General features: G+C 36.0%; 12 protein-coding genes and 4 pseudogenes. 12 read left to right on the top strand and 4 right to left on the bottom strand.

Annotated elements, in window-relative coordinates; translation table 11 throughout:
- Window positions 1–7: 7 nt before the first annotated feature.
- Entirely contained in the window at window positions 8–772 is a 765-nt protein-coding gene (locus ACEE75_RS08025; protein WP_447574754.1) for an amino acid ABC transporter ATP-binding protein, read from the bottom strand.
- 218 nt (window positions 773–990) lie between these two features.
- On the opposite strand from ACEE75_RS08025, the gene yycF reads away from it, so the two are divergent.
- The 9 genes and pseudogenes from yycF (at window position 991) to ACEE75_RS07980 (ending at window position 12,369) form a co-directional block, all read left to right on the top strand.
- Window positions 991–1,701 (top strand): response regulator YycF, encoded by a 711-nt coding sequence (gene yycF / locus ACEE75_RS08020; protein ID WP_447574752.1) that lies wholly within the window; start codon window positions 991–993, stop codon window positions 1,699–1,701.
- The gene (gene vicK, locus ACEE75_RS08015) at window positions 1,694–3,046 is read left to right on the top strand and encodes a cell wall metabolism sensor histidine kinase VicK (protein ID WP_447574750.1); all 1,353 of its coding nucleotides are present in this window, start codon (window positions 1,694–1,696) and stop codon (window positions 3,044–3,046) included. Before yycF ends, vicK begins: the two co-directional genes overlap by 8 nt.
- The gene (locus ACEE75_RS08010) at window positions 3,047–3,856 is read left to right on the top strand and encodes an MBL fold metallo-hydrolase (protein WP_354369886.1); all 810 of its coding nucleotides are present in this window, start codon (window positions 3,047–3,049) and stop codon (window positions 3,854–3,856) included.
- Between the two features lie 361 nt (window positions 3,857–4,217).
- Window positions 4,218–4,910 (top strand): ribonuclease III, encoded by a 693-nt coding sequence (rnc, locus tag ACEE75_RS08005; RefSeq protein WP_354368668.1) that lies wholly within the window; start codon window positions 4,218–4,220, stop codon window positions 4,908–4,910.
- Between the two features lies 1 nt (window position 4,911).
- On the top strand, window positions 4,912–8,439 hold the full coding sequence (gene smc / locus ACEE75_RS08000) for a chromosome segregation protein SMC (protein ID WP_449173621.1): 3,528 nt from the start codon (window positions 4,912–4,914) through the stop codon (window positions 8,437–8,439).
- Between the two features lie 260 nt (window positions 8,440–8,699).
- A complete protein-coding gene (locus ACEE75_RS07995; RefSeq protein WP_447574746.1) occupies window positions 8,700–9,515 on the top strand; it encodes a Cof-type HAD-IIB family hydrolase in 816 nt (271 codons plus the stop codon).
- A complete protein-coding gene (locus ACEE75_RS07990) occupies window positions 9,502–10,335 on the top strand; it encodes a Cof-type HAD-IIB family hydrolase (protein WP_447574744.1) in 834 nt (277 codons plus the stop codon). Before ACEE75_RS07995 ends, ACEE75_RS07990 begins: the two co-directional genes overlap by 14 nt.
- The gene (ftsY, locus tag ACEE75_RS07985; RefSeq protein WP_449173620.1) at window positions 10,322–11,494 is read left to right on the top strand and encodes a signal recognition particle-docking protein FtsY; all 1,173 of its coding nucleotides are present in this window, start codon (window positions 10,322–10,324) and stop codon (window positions 11,492–11,494) included. The genes ACEE75_RS07990 and ftsY overlap by 14 nt, the downstream gene beginning before the upstream one ends.
- Before the next feature lie 38 nt (window positions 11,495–11,532).
- Window positions 11,533–12,369 (top strand): annotated as a pseudogene (locus ACEE75_RS07980) (IS630 transposase-related protein).
- Here ACEE75_RS07980 and ACEE75_RS07975 read toward each other — a convergent pair.
- Window positions 12,356–12,571 (bottom strand): annotated as a pseudogene (locus ACEE75_RS07975) (IS982 family transposase); the annotation flags it as partial. The pseudogenes ACEE75_RS07980 and ACEE75_RS07975 overlap by 14 nt on opposite strands.
- 326 nt (window positions 12,572–12,897) lie before the next feature.
- Between ACEE75_RS07975 and ACEE75_RS07970 the strand changes: the two are divergent.
- Complete coding sequence (locus tag ACEE75_RS07970) at window positions 12,898–13,953, top strand: ThiF family adenylyltransferase (protein WP_447574742.1); 1,056 nt, start codon at window positions 12,898–12,900, stop codon at window positions 13,951–13,953.
- Window positions 13,946–15,115 carry an MFS transporter gene (locus tag ACEE75_RS07965; protein WP_447574741.1) on the top strand — a complete coding sequence of 390 codons (1,170 nt, stop codon included), beginning with the start codon at window positions 13,946–13,948 and terminating at the stop codon, window positions 15,113–15,115. The genes ACEE75_RS07970 and ACEE75_RS07965 overlap by 8 nt, the downstream gene beginning before the upstream one ends.
- Here the strand turns inward: ACEE75_RS07965 and ACEE75_RS07960 are convergent.
- A pseudogene (locus ACEE75_RS07960) lies at window positions 15,112–15,355 on the bottom strand (IS982 family transposase); the annotation flags it as partial. The gene ACEE75_RS07965 and the pseudogene ACEE75_RS07960 overlap by 4 nt on opposite strands.
- Window positions 15,356–15,360: 5 nt before the next feature.
- Between ACEE75_RS07960 and ACEE75_RS07955 the strand changes: the two are divergent.
- Window positions 15,361–15,725: pseudogene (locus ACEE75_RS07955) on the top strand (transposase); the annotation flags it as partial.
- Between the two features lie 77 nt (window positions 15,726–15,802).
- Here ACEE75_RS07955 and ACEE75_RS07950 read toward each other — a convergent pair.
- A complete protein-coding gene (locus tag ACEE75_RS07950; protein ID WP_354368676.1) occupies window positions 15,803–16,171 on the bottom strand; it encodes a glyoxalase in 369 nt (122 codons plus the stop codon).
- Between the last annotated feature and the right edge of the window lie 51 nt (window positions 16,172–16,222).

Below are 16,222 nucleotides of genomic sequence, written 5' to 3'. Positions count from 1 at the left end.
TGCCCTCCTAATCTTCTTTCACTTTATCACTAGTGTGGTTAATAATTTTGCTTAGGAATTGTTGAGCGCGAGGCTCTTTTGGATGGTTGAAGAAGCCTTCAATATCAGTTGTATCTTCTAAAATCTCCCCGTCTGCCATAAAGATAATGCGATCAGCAACCTCACGGGCAAATCCCATTTCATGTGTCACAACAACCATGTTCATTCCACCTTTTGCCAGTTTTTGCATAACAGTAAGGACATCTCCAATAGTCTCTGGGTCAAGAGCTGAGGTTGGTTCATCGAAAAGAAGAAGTTCAGGCTTCATCGCAAGACCACGTGCGATAGCGACACGTTGTTTTTGTCCACCAGATAACATGCCTGGGTAAGAATCTTTACGATCCCACATATTAACGTAGGTAAGGTACTTTTCAGCAATAGCATTGGCTTCCTTAGGATCCATACCAAGTACTTTGATAGGAGCTAGGGTTACATTTTCCAAAACGGTCTTATGTGGATAAAGATTGAAATGTTGAAAGACCATTCCGACTTCTTTACGAAGGGCAACTAGTTCCTTAGCTGAAGCATTAGCTAGCTCATGCCCATTTACTTTTAAGCTTCCTGTTTCAATAGATTCTAGGGCATTCATGGTGCGAATGAGAGTAGATTTTCCTGATCCGGAAGGACCTAGTAAAACAACCACTTGTCCTTTTTCAATCTCAAGATTGATGTTTCTGAGTGCATGGTAGTCACCATAGTATTTTTCGACATTTTTATATTCAATAAGTGCCATTTTATCCTCCTTGGTGATTGAGTCTATAGGACTGAATCAATAATTCTTTGTTAGCTTTTCTAACATGTACTTAATAGCTTATCACAAACTTAAAAAAATGTCAAATTTGTCAGAAAATTCTGCACTTGTAAGTGTTTGAGGTGTCTGAAAAAAGCTAGAATTTCCAACTTTTGCTAAAATTTGATATAATTTTATAAAAAGAATAAGTGAGAAAAAATATGAAAAAAATATTGGTCGTTGATGACGAAAAACCAATTTCAGATATTATTAAGTTCAATCTCTCTAAAGAGGGCTATGATGTTTTTACAGCCTTTGATGGAAAAGAAGCTTTAGAGCAGTTTGAAGCAGAAAAGCCTGATTTGATTATTCTGGATTTGATGTTGCCGGAAATTGATGGTTTAGAAGTGGCAAAGGAAATTCGTAAAACAAGCCATGTGCCTATTATTATGCTGTCAGCTAAAGATAGTGAGTTTGATAAGGTTATTGGACTTGAGATTGGTGCAGACGACTATGTCACCAAACCTTTTTCTAATCGTGAGTTGCAGGCGCGTGTTAAAGCCCATCTTCGCCGAACAGATAATCTCGGCGCACAAATTCAAGAAGAGGCAGGTGCTAAAGAAAGTAATAATCTTGTTGTCGGAAACCTTGAGATTGTTCCAGATGCCTTTATTGCCAAAAAACATGGTGAAGAAGTAGAGCTTACTCATCGCGAGTTTGAGTTGTTGCATCATTTAGCTACACATATGGGGCAAGTGATGACGCGCGAGCATTTGCTTGAGACGGTTTGGGGATATGACTATTTTGGGGATGTTCGAACAGTTGATGTTACGATTCGTCGTTTGCGTGAAAAGATTGAAGATACACCGAGTCGTCCGGAATATATTTTCACGCGTCGTGGTGTAGGGTATTTCATGAAGTCTTATGATTGAGTTTATCAAACGTATTATTTTTAATTGGAATTTTTGGTTCCTTGTTCTCTTATTTCTCTTTTTATTTTACTTTATTTATCTTTTGATTCTAAGCTATAAGTTTAATCAACAATTAAAACAGTTGAACCAGAAAGTGACGGCTTTAATTTCAGGGGATTATTCGGATGTCTTGACGTTAAAAGGCTCTTCTAGTTTAGTTGACTTGTCTTCTAGTATCAATGATTTATCAGATGTCTTTCGCATGACGCATGAAAATTTGGCGCAGGAAAAGAATCGTCTCTCTAGCATTTTAGCTTATATGAGCGATGGTGTGTTAGCTACAGATCGTCGTGGAAAAATTATAATGATCAATGCTATGGCACAGAGTCAATTAGGACTTGATAAGGATCAAGCTTTGGAATTGAATGTTTTGGATATTCTTGGTGAGACGTCAGATTATACCTATCATGAACTGTTATCAAAGACACCTGAGGTGACCTTGACACGTCAAAATGAGTTTGGAGAATGGATTAGCTTACGCATCAATTTTGCTCTTATCAAACGGGAAAGTGGTTTTATTTCAGGTTTAGTTGCGGTTTTACATGATACAACTGAACAAGAAAAAGAAGAGCGTGAGCGCAGGCTATTTGTCTCAAACGTCAGTCATGAACTTCGAACGCCATTGACATCTGTTAAATCCTACTTAGAAGCTCTAGATGACGGTGCTTTGACGGAGGCGGTGGCACCTAGCTTTATTCGTGTGTCTCTTGATGAGACCAACCGCATGATGCGAATGATATCAGATTTACTAAGCTTATCACGTATTGATAATGATAATAGTCAGCTTGATGTCGAATTAACGAATTTTACTGCCTTTATGACTTATGTGTTGAATCGTTTTGATCAGATTAAAAGTCAGCAAACAATTGAAGGTAAGCACTATGATATCGTTCGAGAGTATCCTATTTCACCCATTTGGATTGAGATTGATAATGATAAGATGACCCAAGTTTTAGATAATATCTTAAACAATGCTATCAAGTATTCTCCAGATGGTGGTAAAATAACTGTTGGAATGAAGACAACCGATACTCAGCTGATTATTTCTATAGCCGATGAGGGCTTAGGGATTCCTAAAAAAGACCTACCTCTAATTTTTGATCGCTTTTACCGTGTGGATAAGGCAAGAAGTCGTGCTCAAGGAGGGACTGGTTTAGGACTGGCTATCGCTAAGGAAATTATTAAACAACATAGAGGCTTTATTTGGGCAAAGAGCGAGTACGGAAAAGGCTCTACCTTTACCATAGTCCTGCCATATGATAAAGAAAGTGTCGCTGTAGATAATTGGGATGAAGAAGAGGAGTAAATGACAACAAGCGGATTTAAGTATAGTATTTTAGCATCAGGATCAACAGGTAATTCCTTTTATTTGGAGACTCCTAAAAAGCGGATTTTAGTAGATGCAGGTTTGTCTGGTAAAAAGATCACCAGTCTTTTGGCAGAAATTGGGCGAGACCCTAAAGATTTAGATGCCATCTTGGTAACCCATGAGCACAAAGACCACATCCATGGTGTAGGGGTGCTAGCGCGTAAATATCACTTAGATATCTATGCTAATGAAAAAACTTGGCAAGTGATGGATGAACAAAATATGTTGGGGAAAATTGCAGTTGAGCAAAAGCATATTTTTGAACGAGGGAAGGTCTTAACTTTTGGTGATGTGGATATTGAAAGTTTTGGAGTTAGCCATGATGCTGTGGATCCCCAATTTTATCGTTTCATGAAAGATGATAAAAGTTTTGTGATGCTAACGGATACAGGATATGTGAGTGACAGAATGGCTGGGATTATTGAAAATGCAGATGCTTATCTCATTGAATCCAATCATGATGTTGAAATCCTACGTTCAGGGATGTACCCTTGGAAATTAAAGCAACGTATCTTATCAGATAAAGGACACTTATCAAATGAAGACGGTGCAGGAACTATGATACGCACTATTGGCAATAAAACCAAAAAAATTTATCTTGGACACCTTAGTAAAGAAAATAACATTAAGGAGTTAGCCCATATGACCATGGAAAATAACCTCTTACAAGCTGATTTTGCTGTGGGAAAAGATTTTCAGGTTTATGATACTTCCCCTGATAGTGCAACTCCTCTTAGTCTTATTTAATGGTAAAGTAAAATGCTTGGAAGAGTCTTTCAAGCATTTTTTATTGTTAAAACAGATAGTAGCCTCTACCACGAAAATGCATGAAGAAAATTTCGTTTTCAGATAACGTTTTTCAGAAAAAGTTATCTTTTTATCATGAAATTTTATTATAATGTAGATGAAAAAGTGGATAAATCAAAGTAATTATGTAAATATCATAAAAGTATTTTTGAAAAAATGCGTGTATCTAGAAAACAGTTATATGCACTTTCTTCATGCGTATGGCGTATGGCGTGTAGCCTCTACTTTTCTCTATAGTCAGCTAGTATGAATTTTGATATAATGGTAAGATGATTTATGATGTTAATTAGAAAGGATAGTCATGCAACTTTTAATTCAAAAACTAAAGCAAGATTTTGGCATCGTATTTAAAGATCTCTCTTTACTTGAGACAGCCTTTACCCATACGAGTTATGCTAATGAACACCGCCTCCTAAATATTTCACATAATGAGCGTCTGGAATTTTTAGGAGACGCTGTTCTGCAACTGATTATCTCTCAGTATCTTTTTGCAGCCTACCCTAAAAAAGCTGAGGGTGATCTCTCAAAAATGCGCTCGATGATTGTTCGTGAAGAGAGCTTGGCAGGATTTTCTATTTCATGCGGATTTGATCAGTTTATCAAACTTGGAAAAGGTGAGGAAAAGTCAGGTGGGAGACAACGCGCAACGATCCTAGGTGATTTATTTGAAGCCTTTTTGGGTGCCGTTTTACTGGATCAAGGTGTTGAGGTTGTGAAAGATTTTCTTTATCAAGTGATGATACCAGAGGTTGAAGCTGGAAATTATCAGCGCGTCACAGATTATAAGACCAAACTTCAAGAGTATTTGCAGATAGAAGGAGAAGTTAAGATTTCCTATCAAGTTTTTCGTGAAATTGGTCCTGCACATGCTAAATTGTTTGAAGTAAAAGTTGTGGTTGATGGACAAGAGGTCGCACAAGGAAGTGGAAAGTCAAAAAAATCAGCTGAACAAGCAGCAGCTAAGGCCGCTTTGGAGATTTTAACAAGAGGGTAAAATGTACTTAAAATCAATTGAAATGCAAGGTTTCAAATCATTTGCAGATAAGACCTTAATTGACTTTGATCAAGGGGTTACGGCTGTTGTTGGACCCAATGGTTCAGGAAAAAGTAATATTACAGAGAGTTTAAGATGGGCTTTGGGAGAATCGAGTGCAAAGAGTCTTCGAGGTGGCAAGATGCCTGACGTTATTTTTGCAGGAACTCAAGGACGAAAAGCTCTTAACTTTGCAAGTGTTGCCGTTACCTTAGATAATTCTGATCATTTTATCAAACAAGCCTCGGATTTAATCCGAATAGAACGTCACATTTATCGAAATGGTGATAGTGATTATTTGATTGATGGGAAAAAGGTTCGGTTGCGAGATATTCATGAGTTGTTTATGGACACTGGTTTAGGTCGTGATTCTTTTTCTATCATTTCTCAAGGTCGTGTGGAATCGATTTTTAACAGTAAGCCTGAGGAAAGACGAGCAATTTTTGAAGAAGCGGCTGGTGTTTTAAAATATAAGACACGTAAAAAAGAAACAGAATCAAAACTTAATCAGACTCAAGATAACTTGGATCGTCTAGAAGATATTATTTATGAATTGGATCTTCAATTAAAGCCGCTTAAACAACAAGCAGAAACAGCAAAACAATTTTTAATTTTAGAAAAAGAGAGAAAACAACTCGATTTAGATTTGCTGATTTATCAAATAGAAGACCAGAAACAAAAGCAGGCTAAACTTGATTCGGAACTCAAAGATGCTCAAGAAGTGCTGGATGCTTATTATGCGGAGAAAGCCGAGTTAGATCAGGACTATCATCTTTTAAAAAAAGGCCGACAAGATTTAGTGGAGCAAATCAAAACCTGTCAAGAAGAATGGCAGGATACTACTAAAATAATGAGCGAGTTAGACAAAGAAGCTGCTTTATTGGCACTTGAATCAAGTCAAACTGAAGAAAAAAGAGCTGACGCCTTAAAAGAGTTAGAGGTTTTGAAAGAGGATAAAAACCAGCTTGATCAAGAATTAACAGAAAAGCAAGCAACGATTGAGCAAGTGGAGGCCCAACTTAAAGAAGTTGAGAAAGATATTCAAAGTCTTAAACAAAAGTTGGCACGTTTTGATCAAAATCCTGATCAGGTTTTAGAGCAGCTAAGAGATGAATTTGTCGATTTGATGCAAACAGAGGCTGATCAGAAAACCCTTTTGACACAAGTGGAGACAGATCTTAAAAGCTATCAAGAAACTCAAAACACTCAATCAGCAGAAACTGAAAAGTTAAATTCAGAAATCTTAAGTTTAACTCAACAAACTCAAGTTGCCTTGAAGAGTTACCAGTCTGCAAAACAACAAGTTGAAGATTTGCTCGAAGACTATCAAAACAAGTCACAAGAGGTGTTAAGACTAGAGGAAGTTTATAAAGAAAAACAAGCTCAGATGTTTCATCAGATGGATCAGATTAAACACAAAGAAGCAAGGCAAGAAAGTTTAAAACAGATCCAAAAAAGCCATAGTCAATTTTATGCGGGTGTCAGGGCTGTACTAAAGGCGAGTCATGAGTTAGATGGCATTATAGGAGCGGTTAGTGAGCATCTTAGTTTTGCGCCATCTTATCAGACAGCCTTAGAGATTGCGTTGGGGGCTAGTAGTCAACATATTATCGTTGAAGACGAGTCTGCTGCGAAACGTTCGATTCAATTTTTACAAAAAAGTCGTCAGGGAAGAGCCACTTTTTTACCATTAACAACCATTAAGCCACGTTACTTATCAGATGAGGTTATTAATCAGTTATCGCGTCTTTCAGGTTTTATTGGTTTAGCAAGTGAGTTAGTAACCTACGATGCTGCTTTGTCGGCGATTTTCAAAAATTTACTAGGGACAACGGCTATTTTTCAAACTATTGACCAAGCCAATCAAGCGGCGCGTGAATTGCGCTATCAAGTGAGGATAGTGACCCTAGATGGCAGTGAGATTCGACCAGGTGGTGTTTTTTCTGGCGGAAGTAGGAGACAACAAAATCCAACTTTTATTAAACCAGAACTTGATCAATTAAAACAAGACATCACGGCCTTATCAATAGATCTATTAGGCTTGGAGCAAGAGGTAGCTAGTCTCAAGCAAACGTTAGATGGAGCTCGTCAAGGATTGGAAAATCTAAAACAAGCAGGAGATCAAGCTAGGCTATTAGAGCAAAAAGAGGAGCTACAGTATCAGCAGTTGTCGGAGCGTTTGTCTGATTTAGAATTGGCTTTTTCAAAGTTAGTTCCAAAAGATAATCACTTAAGAGAGAAAGGATTACTGGAGCAAAAAGCACAGTTGCATCAAGACTTGGAAAATATCCAAAAACAAAAAGAAGAACTTCAAAAAGAGATGCATCAGCTTAAAGAAAATAAGGAAAGTCTAACAAAAGAGCTTTCAGATGTCAGTCAATTATTAAATGAGCGACAGCTGAGTGAGCGAGAATTAGCGAATACCTTAAAATTTGAATCAGCCAATTTCTCTAGACTAAAGTTAGATTTGGAGCAGGTGGTGTCCAAGATTCAAGAGCTAGAGGCTTTTCTGGAAGCCAGTCATCAGCTATCTTCTGAAAATTTACCTGATTTAGAGGAAAAGATAAGGCATTTTAAAGCTCAAGCTGATCGCCTACAACAAGATACTATTAAGTTGCAGTTTGAGTTAGAGGATACAGAAGCTCAGCTGGAAGAAATTGAGGAGAAGCTAACCAGTCTAGGTCAAAAAAATGACTCCTTTATCCGTAATCAAGCAGCTTTGGAAACGGAATTAAAGGGTAGCATTAGCCAGTTGCAACAGTTAGGGCATCGCTTAATTACTGATTATCAAAAATCATATGATGAAGCTAAGCAGGCTGCCCAGTTTGTTGAAAATAGTAGCGTTGCCAAACAACGTTTGATTGATTTGGAGCGCTCCATTAAAGATTTGGGTCCTATCAATTTAGAGGCTGTTGAGCAATCTGAGGAAGTTAGCCAACGTTTGAGTTTTCTTAGCAGTCAAAAATCGGATCTTGTTCAGGCTAAGACCATGTTACTAGATACTATTTCAGACATGGATGCTGAGGTTAAGGAACGCTTTACCACCACCTTTGAGGCCATTCGTGATAATTTTAAGCAGACTTTTAGAAGTATGTTTGGAGGTGGGGCTGCAGATTTGATTTTGACGAGCTCAGATCTTCTCTCAGCGGGAGTAGAGATATCAGTTCAACCACCAGGCAAGAAAATTCAGTCACTGAATCTCATGAGTGGAGGAGAGAAAGCACTCTCTGCTTTGGCCCTTCTTTTTGCCATCATCAAGGTCAAAACCATTCCTTTTGTCATCTTAGATGAGGTTGAGGCAGCTTTAGATGAGGCCAATGTGAAGCGTTTTGGAGATTATCTCAATCGCTTTGATAAGTCTAGTCAGTTTATTGTCGTGACCCATCGCAAAGGGACCATGGCGGCAGCAGATAGTATTTATGGTGTTACCATGCAAGAATCAGGGGTGTCTAAATTAGTTTCAGTCAAATTGAAAGATGTAGCCACCTAAAAATGATGATACAAATAGCCTAAGACAATCATGCTTCTTAGCAAGGCTCCGTTATGCCCTTTAAGAAGTAGGTCTTTGGCTATTTTTTAATCCTTCAAAAAGATTGCACTAAAAATGGACTTGATAATGATAAGAAGTCTTTACTTTTTTTAGAAGTGATCGAAATATGATAACAGTTAAAAAGAGGGGAAATGAGGGATAATCGAGAAGATTTTTTAAAATTTTGATAAAATAAGAGTATGATAAATAGGAGAGTTAGTATGGCCCAAGAGATTAAGTTACTTGCAACAGACATGGATGGAACATTTTTGGATGAAAATGGTCAATTTGATCGTACCCGTTTGACGACTTTATTGCCTAAATTAGCTCAGGAAAATATCATTTTTGCAGTGGCTAGTGGACGTCCTCTTTTAGCCTTAGAAGAGTTGTTTAAAGAGTATTTGGAACAGATTGCTTTAGTGGCTGAAAATGGAAGTGTTGTCACTTATCAAGGTGAGATACTTTTTGAAGCTAAAATGACCACAGAGCAGTATCTAGATTTGACGGATGTGATTAAAAATAGTCCTTATGCAAAAGGGACGGACTTGCTCTTGTCTGGAAAAGATGGCGCCTATATGCTTGAGGAGACCAGTCCCAGTTATCGTGCCTTTATGGCTCAATATTATGAAAATATTCAACTGGTTAGCTCTTTTTCAGAGGTGACGGACGATATTTTTAAAGTGACTACCAATATTTCTCCAGAAGAGATGGAAGCAGGGGTGGCTTGGTTGAATCAAGCTGTGCCTTATGCTACGGCTGTGACCACAGGTTTTGAATCAGTGGATATCATTTTAAAAGATGTTCACAAGGGTGTTGGTTTGGAGCATCTTTGTCAAGGATTAGGCATAGGACTAGAAAATGTTGTTGCTTTTGGGGATAACCTTAACGATTTAGAGATGATGGGCATGGCTGGCTATGCTGTGGCTCCAGAAAACGCTAGAGAAGCCATAAAAAAAATAGCTGATATTGAGATTGGTCACGCTCACACTGGAGCGGTATTATCCTATATGGAAGGATTGGTAGATGATGTCTATTAAGTTAATTGCCATGGATTTAGACGGCACTCTTTTTACAGATCAAAAAGAAGTTACTCGAAGGAACCAGCAGGCTTTGCAAAAAGCAAGAGAAAAAGGAGTTCATGTTGTGGTGACCACAGGGCGTCCTTTAAAAGCTATTGAATACCTTCTTGAGGAGCTTGATTTGATGACAAAAGACTCCTACTCTATTACTTTTAATGGTGGTCTAGTTCAAAATAATCAGGGTGAGATTTTAGATAAAAAAGAGATGTCTTATTTAGAGGCTAGACGAATTGTTGAAACAGCAGGGGCTATGGGTTTACCTCTTGATATTTTAAGTGATGCTCATGTTTATGAGTATAATCCAGATGGGCTTCATTCACTTTATCAAGCGGTTAATCCCCATCTCGTTTTTCATAAACTAGATCGCATCGAAGATTTGCCAAAAGATATTGTGTTAAATAAGGTTTTATCAGCTTATGATGCTAGGGTTTTGGATGAAAAACTTCCTGTTTTACAAGATTTGTTAGGGCAGCACGTGGAGGTCTTTAAATCACGTGACATTGTTTTAGAGTTTATGCCTAAAGGGGTTCACAAGGCAGCGGGCTTAGCTCACCTCTGTCAGCATCTTGAGATTAGTCCCAAAGAGGTACTAGCTATTGGTGATGAGGAAAATGACTTGACCATGATTGAATGGGCAGGTTTAGGGGTTGCGATGAAAAATGGTGTTCCAGCATTAAAAGAAAAAGCAGATGTGGTGACACCTCATACAAATAATGACTCAGGTTTAGCTTGGGCAGTTGAAAAATTCATTTTAGGAGAAGAGCATGGGATTATTTAATGATTTATTTGGAGAAGAGGCTACAAGGGTTGATGCGACACAGGTCACATCTGATGACACGGTGGTGAACGAAGATTTAGCAGAGGAAAAAATAGAAACCAATCAAGCAGCTAAAGATTTTATGGCTGAGTACTATGCCAAGCGTGCTGAAATTGAAAAAGCTATTGCTGAGGGAACTTATGTTAAACCAGAAGAAACAAAACCACAAGAAGAACAAGAAGTTCCTGCTCTTGAAACAGAAAGTGAAAAATACAATCGTAGTCTTAAAAAGACGCGAACAGGGTTTGGAGCACGTCTCAATGCTTTCTTAGCTAATTTCCGTCGAGTAGATGAGGACTTTTTTGAAGAGCTTGAAGAGATGCTTATTTTATCAGATGTGGGTGTGACAGTTGCCACAAATTTGACAGAGGAATTACGCTATGAAGCAAAATTAGAAAATGCTAAAAAACCAGAAGAGTTGCGTCGTGTCATTATTGAAAAATTGGTTGATTTATATGAAAAAGATGGTTTTGATAATGAGAAGATCAATTTTCAAGATGATTTGACGGTCATGCTTTTTGTAGGTGTTAATGGTGTTGGTAAAACGACTTCTATCGGAAAATTAGCGCATAAGTATAAAACGGCTGGAAAAAAAGTGATGTTGGTTGCAGCAGATACTTTCCGTGCTGGTGCAGTGGCACAGTTAGTGGAGTGGGGACGTCGCGTTGATGTTCCAGTTGTAACTGGTCCTGAAAAAGCAGACCCTGCTTCAGTTGTCTTTGATGGGATGGAAAAAGCTGTTGCAGAGGGTGTCGATATTTTGCTGATTGATACAGCTGGACGTCTGCAAAATAAAGATCACTTGATGGCAGAGCTTGAAAAAATTGGACGTATTATTAAGCGAGTACTGCCTGATGCTCCCCACGAGACCCTTCTTGCTTTAGATGCCTCGACTGGTCAAAATGCCTTGGTACAAGCTAAAGAGTTTTCTAAGATAACCCCTCTAACTGGTCTTGTATTGACTAAGATTGATGGGACAGCGCGTGGTGGCGTTGTTTTGGCTATTCGTGAAGAGTTGGACATCCCTGTTAAATTTATTGGTTTTGGAGAAAAAATCGATGATATTGGAGAGTTTAATTCTGAAGATTTTGTAAAAGGTCTCTTGGAAGGCATTGTATAGTAAAATGAAATACAAATAGTACATGATATAATCTTCTTGTGGCATATTCATTAGATTTTCGGAAAAAAGTTCTCGCCTATTGTAAGCGAACAGGTAGTATCACAGAAGCATCAGATGTTTTCCAAATCTCACGCAACACCATTTATGGCTGGTTAAAACTAAAAGAGAAAACAAGGAAGCTAAACCATAAAGTAAAAGGAACAAAACCTAGGAAAGTTGATAGAGATAGCCTCAAAAACTATCTTATGGCTCATCCAGATGATTATTTGACTGAAATAGCTTCTGAATTTGACTGTCATCCAACTACCATTCACTATGCTCTCAAAGCGGGATATACTCAAAAAAAGAACAGCACTTACTATGAACCAGATCCAGAAAAAGTAGCGTTATTTCTTAATAATTTTAACAGTTTAAAGCACTTAACACCTGTTTATATTGATGAAACAGGATTCGATACTTATTTTTATCGAGAATATGGTCGCTCATTAAGAGGTCAATTGATAAAAGGTATCAGAGGATTTATTTTGTTGCAGGGCTGATAAATGGTGAAATAATCGCTCCAATGATTTATGAAGAGACAATAACGAGCGAGTTTTTGAAGCTTGGTTTTAGAAATTTCTGCTACCAACATTAGGCACACCATCAGTTATTATTATGGATAATGCAAGATTCCATAGAATGAGTAAGTTAGAACTCTTATGTGAAGAGTATGGGTATAAACTTTTACCTCTCTCCCCCTACTCTCCTGAGTACAATCCTATTGAGAAAACATAGGCTCATATCAAAAGCACCTCAAAAAAGTATTGCCAAATTGCAATACTTTTTTGAGGCACTTTTGTCCTATCCCTATTTCAATTAATTATAAATGTTACTAGCAGTACGACAACCTTCTTGAATTGTCCAGAGATAGCTAGCAATAATAACCACATCAGATTGCTTTTGTAAGTGGACATTTCGGCGATCTCTAACCTTATCAGGGACAAAGCGCTTATACAAAGTGATAACTTTGGTCAAAATTTTGGAAAAAATAACTTGTGTTTGATTGGGAGTTGCGAGATAATGGACTTGGCTTTGCATATCGTTTCCTCATTTCGTGCTTGTTTTGAGCTTATGATACGCAAAGTTTTTTGTTTTGGCTAGAATTAACTAGCACAACGGGTACTTTATACACAACAAACCAATATGAAAATAAGAAACAAATCACAAAAAATAAAATTCAGAATTTTTTGAATTGACATTATTTTCCATGCGGTGTATAATTATCTAAAAATATGAAGGAGGTACCCAATATGAAAGGGACAGTCCGGAACTAACCACACTTGGTTAATCAGTTTAATCTATTTGGCTATATCTCTTGATATAGTTAAATAGATTTTTTTATTATAAATGGGAAGGATTAATTTATGAAATACAAAACAAGCTTAACCGCTACTACACTAAAATCTAATGAAAACTTAATCGGTATTGGCAGTAGACAATATACAGTTAATGATGATGAATTCAATTTATCACTAAAGATTCTAGAATTTCTACTTACAGAAAAAGATGAAGATGAAATCTTAAACTGGTTGGACAGTAATAATATTGATAAGTCATTTTTTAAAAAATTAGTAGCTAATAAATTAATCACTACTAGTGGAGCTGTTTTCCAAAAAGAAGACACTATGGAATTTAAAAACGGACTTTATTTGGACCTAATGATAAATAACGTTCAAGATGTTCTAACTAAATTTAAAGAAACAACCTTTGTCGTCATTGGTTGTGGTGGCATTGGAAACTTTATGAGTTATGCTTTATCGGTCTACTCTCCTAACAAATTAGTTCTTATTGACGGTGATAAAATTGAGAGAAGCAACTTAAATAGACAATTTCTATTTACGATAAACGATATCGGAAAATACAAGTCAGAAGTAATTGCTGATGCACTAAAATTACGTAATCCTGATCTTGATATTGAAGTATATACAGAGTTTATAAATACTAATAATATCAATAATATTCTTGAGGGCAAAGATACTAATTCAATGTTTGGGATATTATCTGGAGATGACGATACTGCTGTTTCAATATCATCAAAATACTTTCTTACCAATAATGTTCCATTTGTAAATATTGGTTATTTAAACGATATTGCTGTAATCGGTCCTTTTGTTATTCCCCACAAAACTTCCTGTCCTTTCTGTTATGGAACATTTTCAATCAACGGTGAGATTAACTCTAATGATAAAACAATGGCACAGTTGAATAAACAATATGCTTCACCATCAAGTATTATTAATAATTCACTAGCATGTGATTTAGCGCTATCGGATATTATTCAATATTTTGCAGGTAATAATGATAGTATAAAATCCCTTAATGCTCGAGTGGGTATTAATAGTAACTCCTTTGAAAAGTATGTCCTACCTAATACCAAAGACCCTAACTGTAGTATATGTGGTGGTACACTAGATGATTAAAAAACAAATTTTTCATTATCTATTTGCAACTTTCTTAGTTACAGTTGCCTATACACTACCTCATTCAATACTTACAGTCTTATTACTAGAAAAAGGACTATCAATTTCTCAAATATTAATAATACAGTCTGCATACAGTCTAGCAATTATATTGTGTGAATTTCCAAGTGGTATGCTATCAGACAATTGGTCAAGAAAGTATTTATACTTATCATCAAGAGTTTTATTAATAATTATGTTTCTTATTGTCCTTATATCTTCCAACTTCTATTTTTTATATTTAGCTTGGTTTATATATGGGGTTGCAGCAGCATTTGAAAGCGGTACTTTGGATTCCTATTTAATAAATAAATTGAAACGTTCATCTAATGATAGACTTATTGAATCTTTTATTTCTAAAGATAATAAAATTCAATTTACATCTATGATTATTGGTAGCGGTATAGGTGGTATTCTATATTTTATAATAGGTATAAAAATATATATTATTGCTATAATATTAGTTTGTTTATCTATTTTTGATATTGGCTTTTTCTTCCAAGAAGATAGAGATTACTATAAAGAAAAAATAAATATAGATACTTTTAAGAGACAAATTTCTATAAGTTTTAAAGAGCTAAAAGAAAATAGTATTCTTAGAGTTATTATTGTTTTTGACTTATTAACACAGTTATTTTTTCAAGCACATTTTCAATTGTGGCAATCCTTTTTATTGGAAAAAGGTATTGATAAACAATATTTCACAGCTTTCTATTTTCTTTTTCAAATAATCAGTATTCTATCCTATTCTATACATACAGACAAACTACAAAAGTTAGTTAACTATCGATTATTACTCTTATTAGTTATTGCCTTGCCTTTATTTTTCTTATTAAACTTGCCCATAGTTTATCTTATAGCCTATATTTTATATGTCTTTATATTTTATATAATTCAATTTGTTCTAAATATATATTTTAATAAACAGGTGTCAACGAAAACAATATCTTCATTAATATCTCTCAAGTCAACAATCTCTAGGATAAGTGGATTATTAATTTTATATGCTTTAAGTTTATTGCTGAATTATATGAGCGTTAGTCTTGTGATAAGCTCAGCATTCATTCTCTCCCTTTTATCTATATTATTGTTATTAAATTACTTTATTAAAAATTATATTTAGCTACCCGTGGTGCTAGTTAATTTCAAATATCGTAAATTGTGTGCAAGTACGATTTGCTCAAGTCGTAACTGTAGTCCCGTTAGCCCCCTCGCTAATGTGTGTTCGATATCAAATAGACAGCTCAGACCAGAAAAAACGTGTTTCAATGGTTCTTCTCATAGCCATCACTCTCCAATTATTGTACTGCTTAGCTCCTGTCATATTTTCCCGTAATGGCGTCCATAGATGATATCCTTCCTGTTCCGAGCTCCTATAAAAATCAGAGGATTTCTTTGGTTGTAGGGCTGATAAATGGTGAAATAATCGCTCCAATGGTTTATGAAGAGACAATGACGAGCGACTTTTTTGAAGCCAGGTTTCAGAAATTTCTGCTGCCAACATTAAACACACCATCAGTTATTATTATGGATAATGCAAGATTTCATAGAATGAGTAGGCTAGAGCACTTATGTGAAGAGTATGGGCATAAACTTTTACCACTTCCTCCATACTCACCTGAGTATAATCCTATTGAGAAAACATGAGCTCATATCAAAAAACACCTCAGAAAAGTATTGCCAATTGCGATACTTTTCTTGAGGATCTTTTGTCCTATCCCTATTTCAATTAACTGTATAAATCAAAATCCCCATTTTCTAATAGAAAATGGGGATTTTAAGTCATAAAAATGATGCTTAGTTTCTATTTTTAAGCTTCTCTTACAGCATAATATTGTCCAGTTGCAGATGAGAAATTAAAGTTTTTGAAAGGTAATTCATTGAGCTCACTGACATAAGGGCTAATCTGTTTCACTTTTTCGTAGAGTGTTTCGATATCTGTACTGGTGAAGAGTAAACTTGGTTGGTTTTCAGCAACTTCTGGTGAATAAGTACGGATAAATTCAAGAGAATAGACTGTAAATTTACAGTTTGACTCAGGGTTAATTTTCATGTCAAACGATGGATAGTCTAAGATAGTTTGTTCATTTGAAATGACAAAACCAAGACTTTTCCAAAATTCCTTTTCTTTTTCTACATCTTCAACATAGATCATGATTCCAAATTCTGTATTAAACATGATTTTCTCCTTTTCAACGTTCTATATTATATCATAATTACGCAAAAAGAA

The sequence above is a fragment of the Streptococcus sp. 11273D007BT genome, assembly GCF_053547195.1.
Note: the sequence above shows the minus strand (reverse complement) of the source record. Positions and strands in the feature narration are given on the sequence as shown.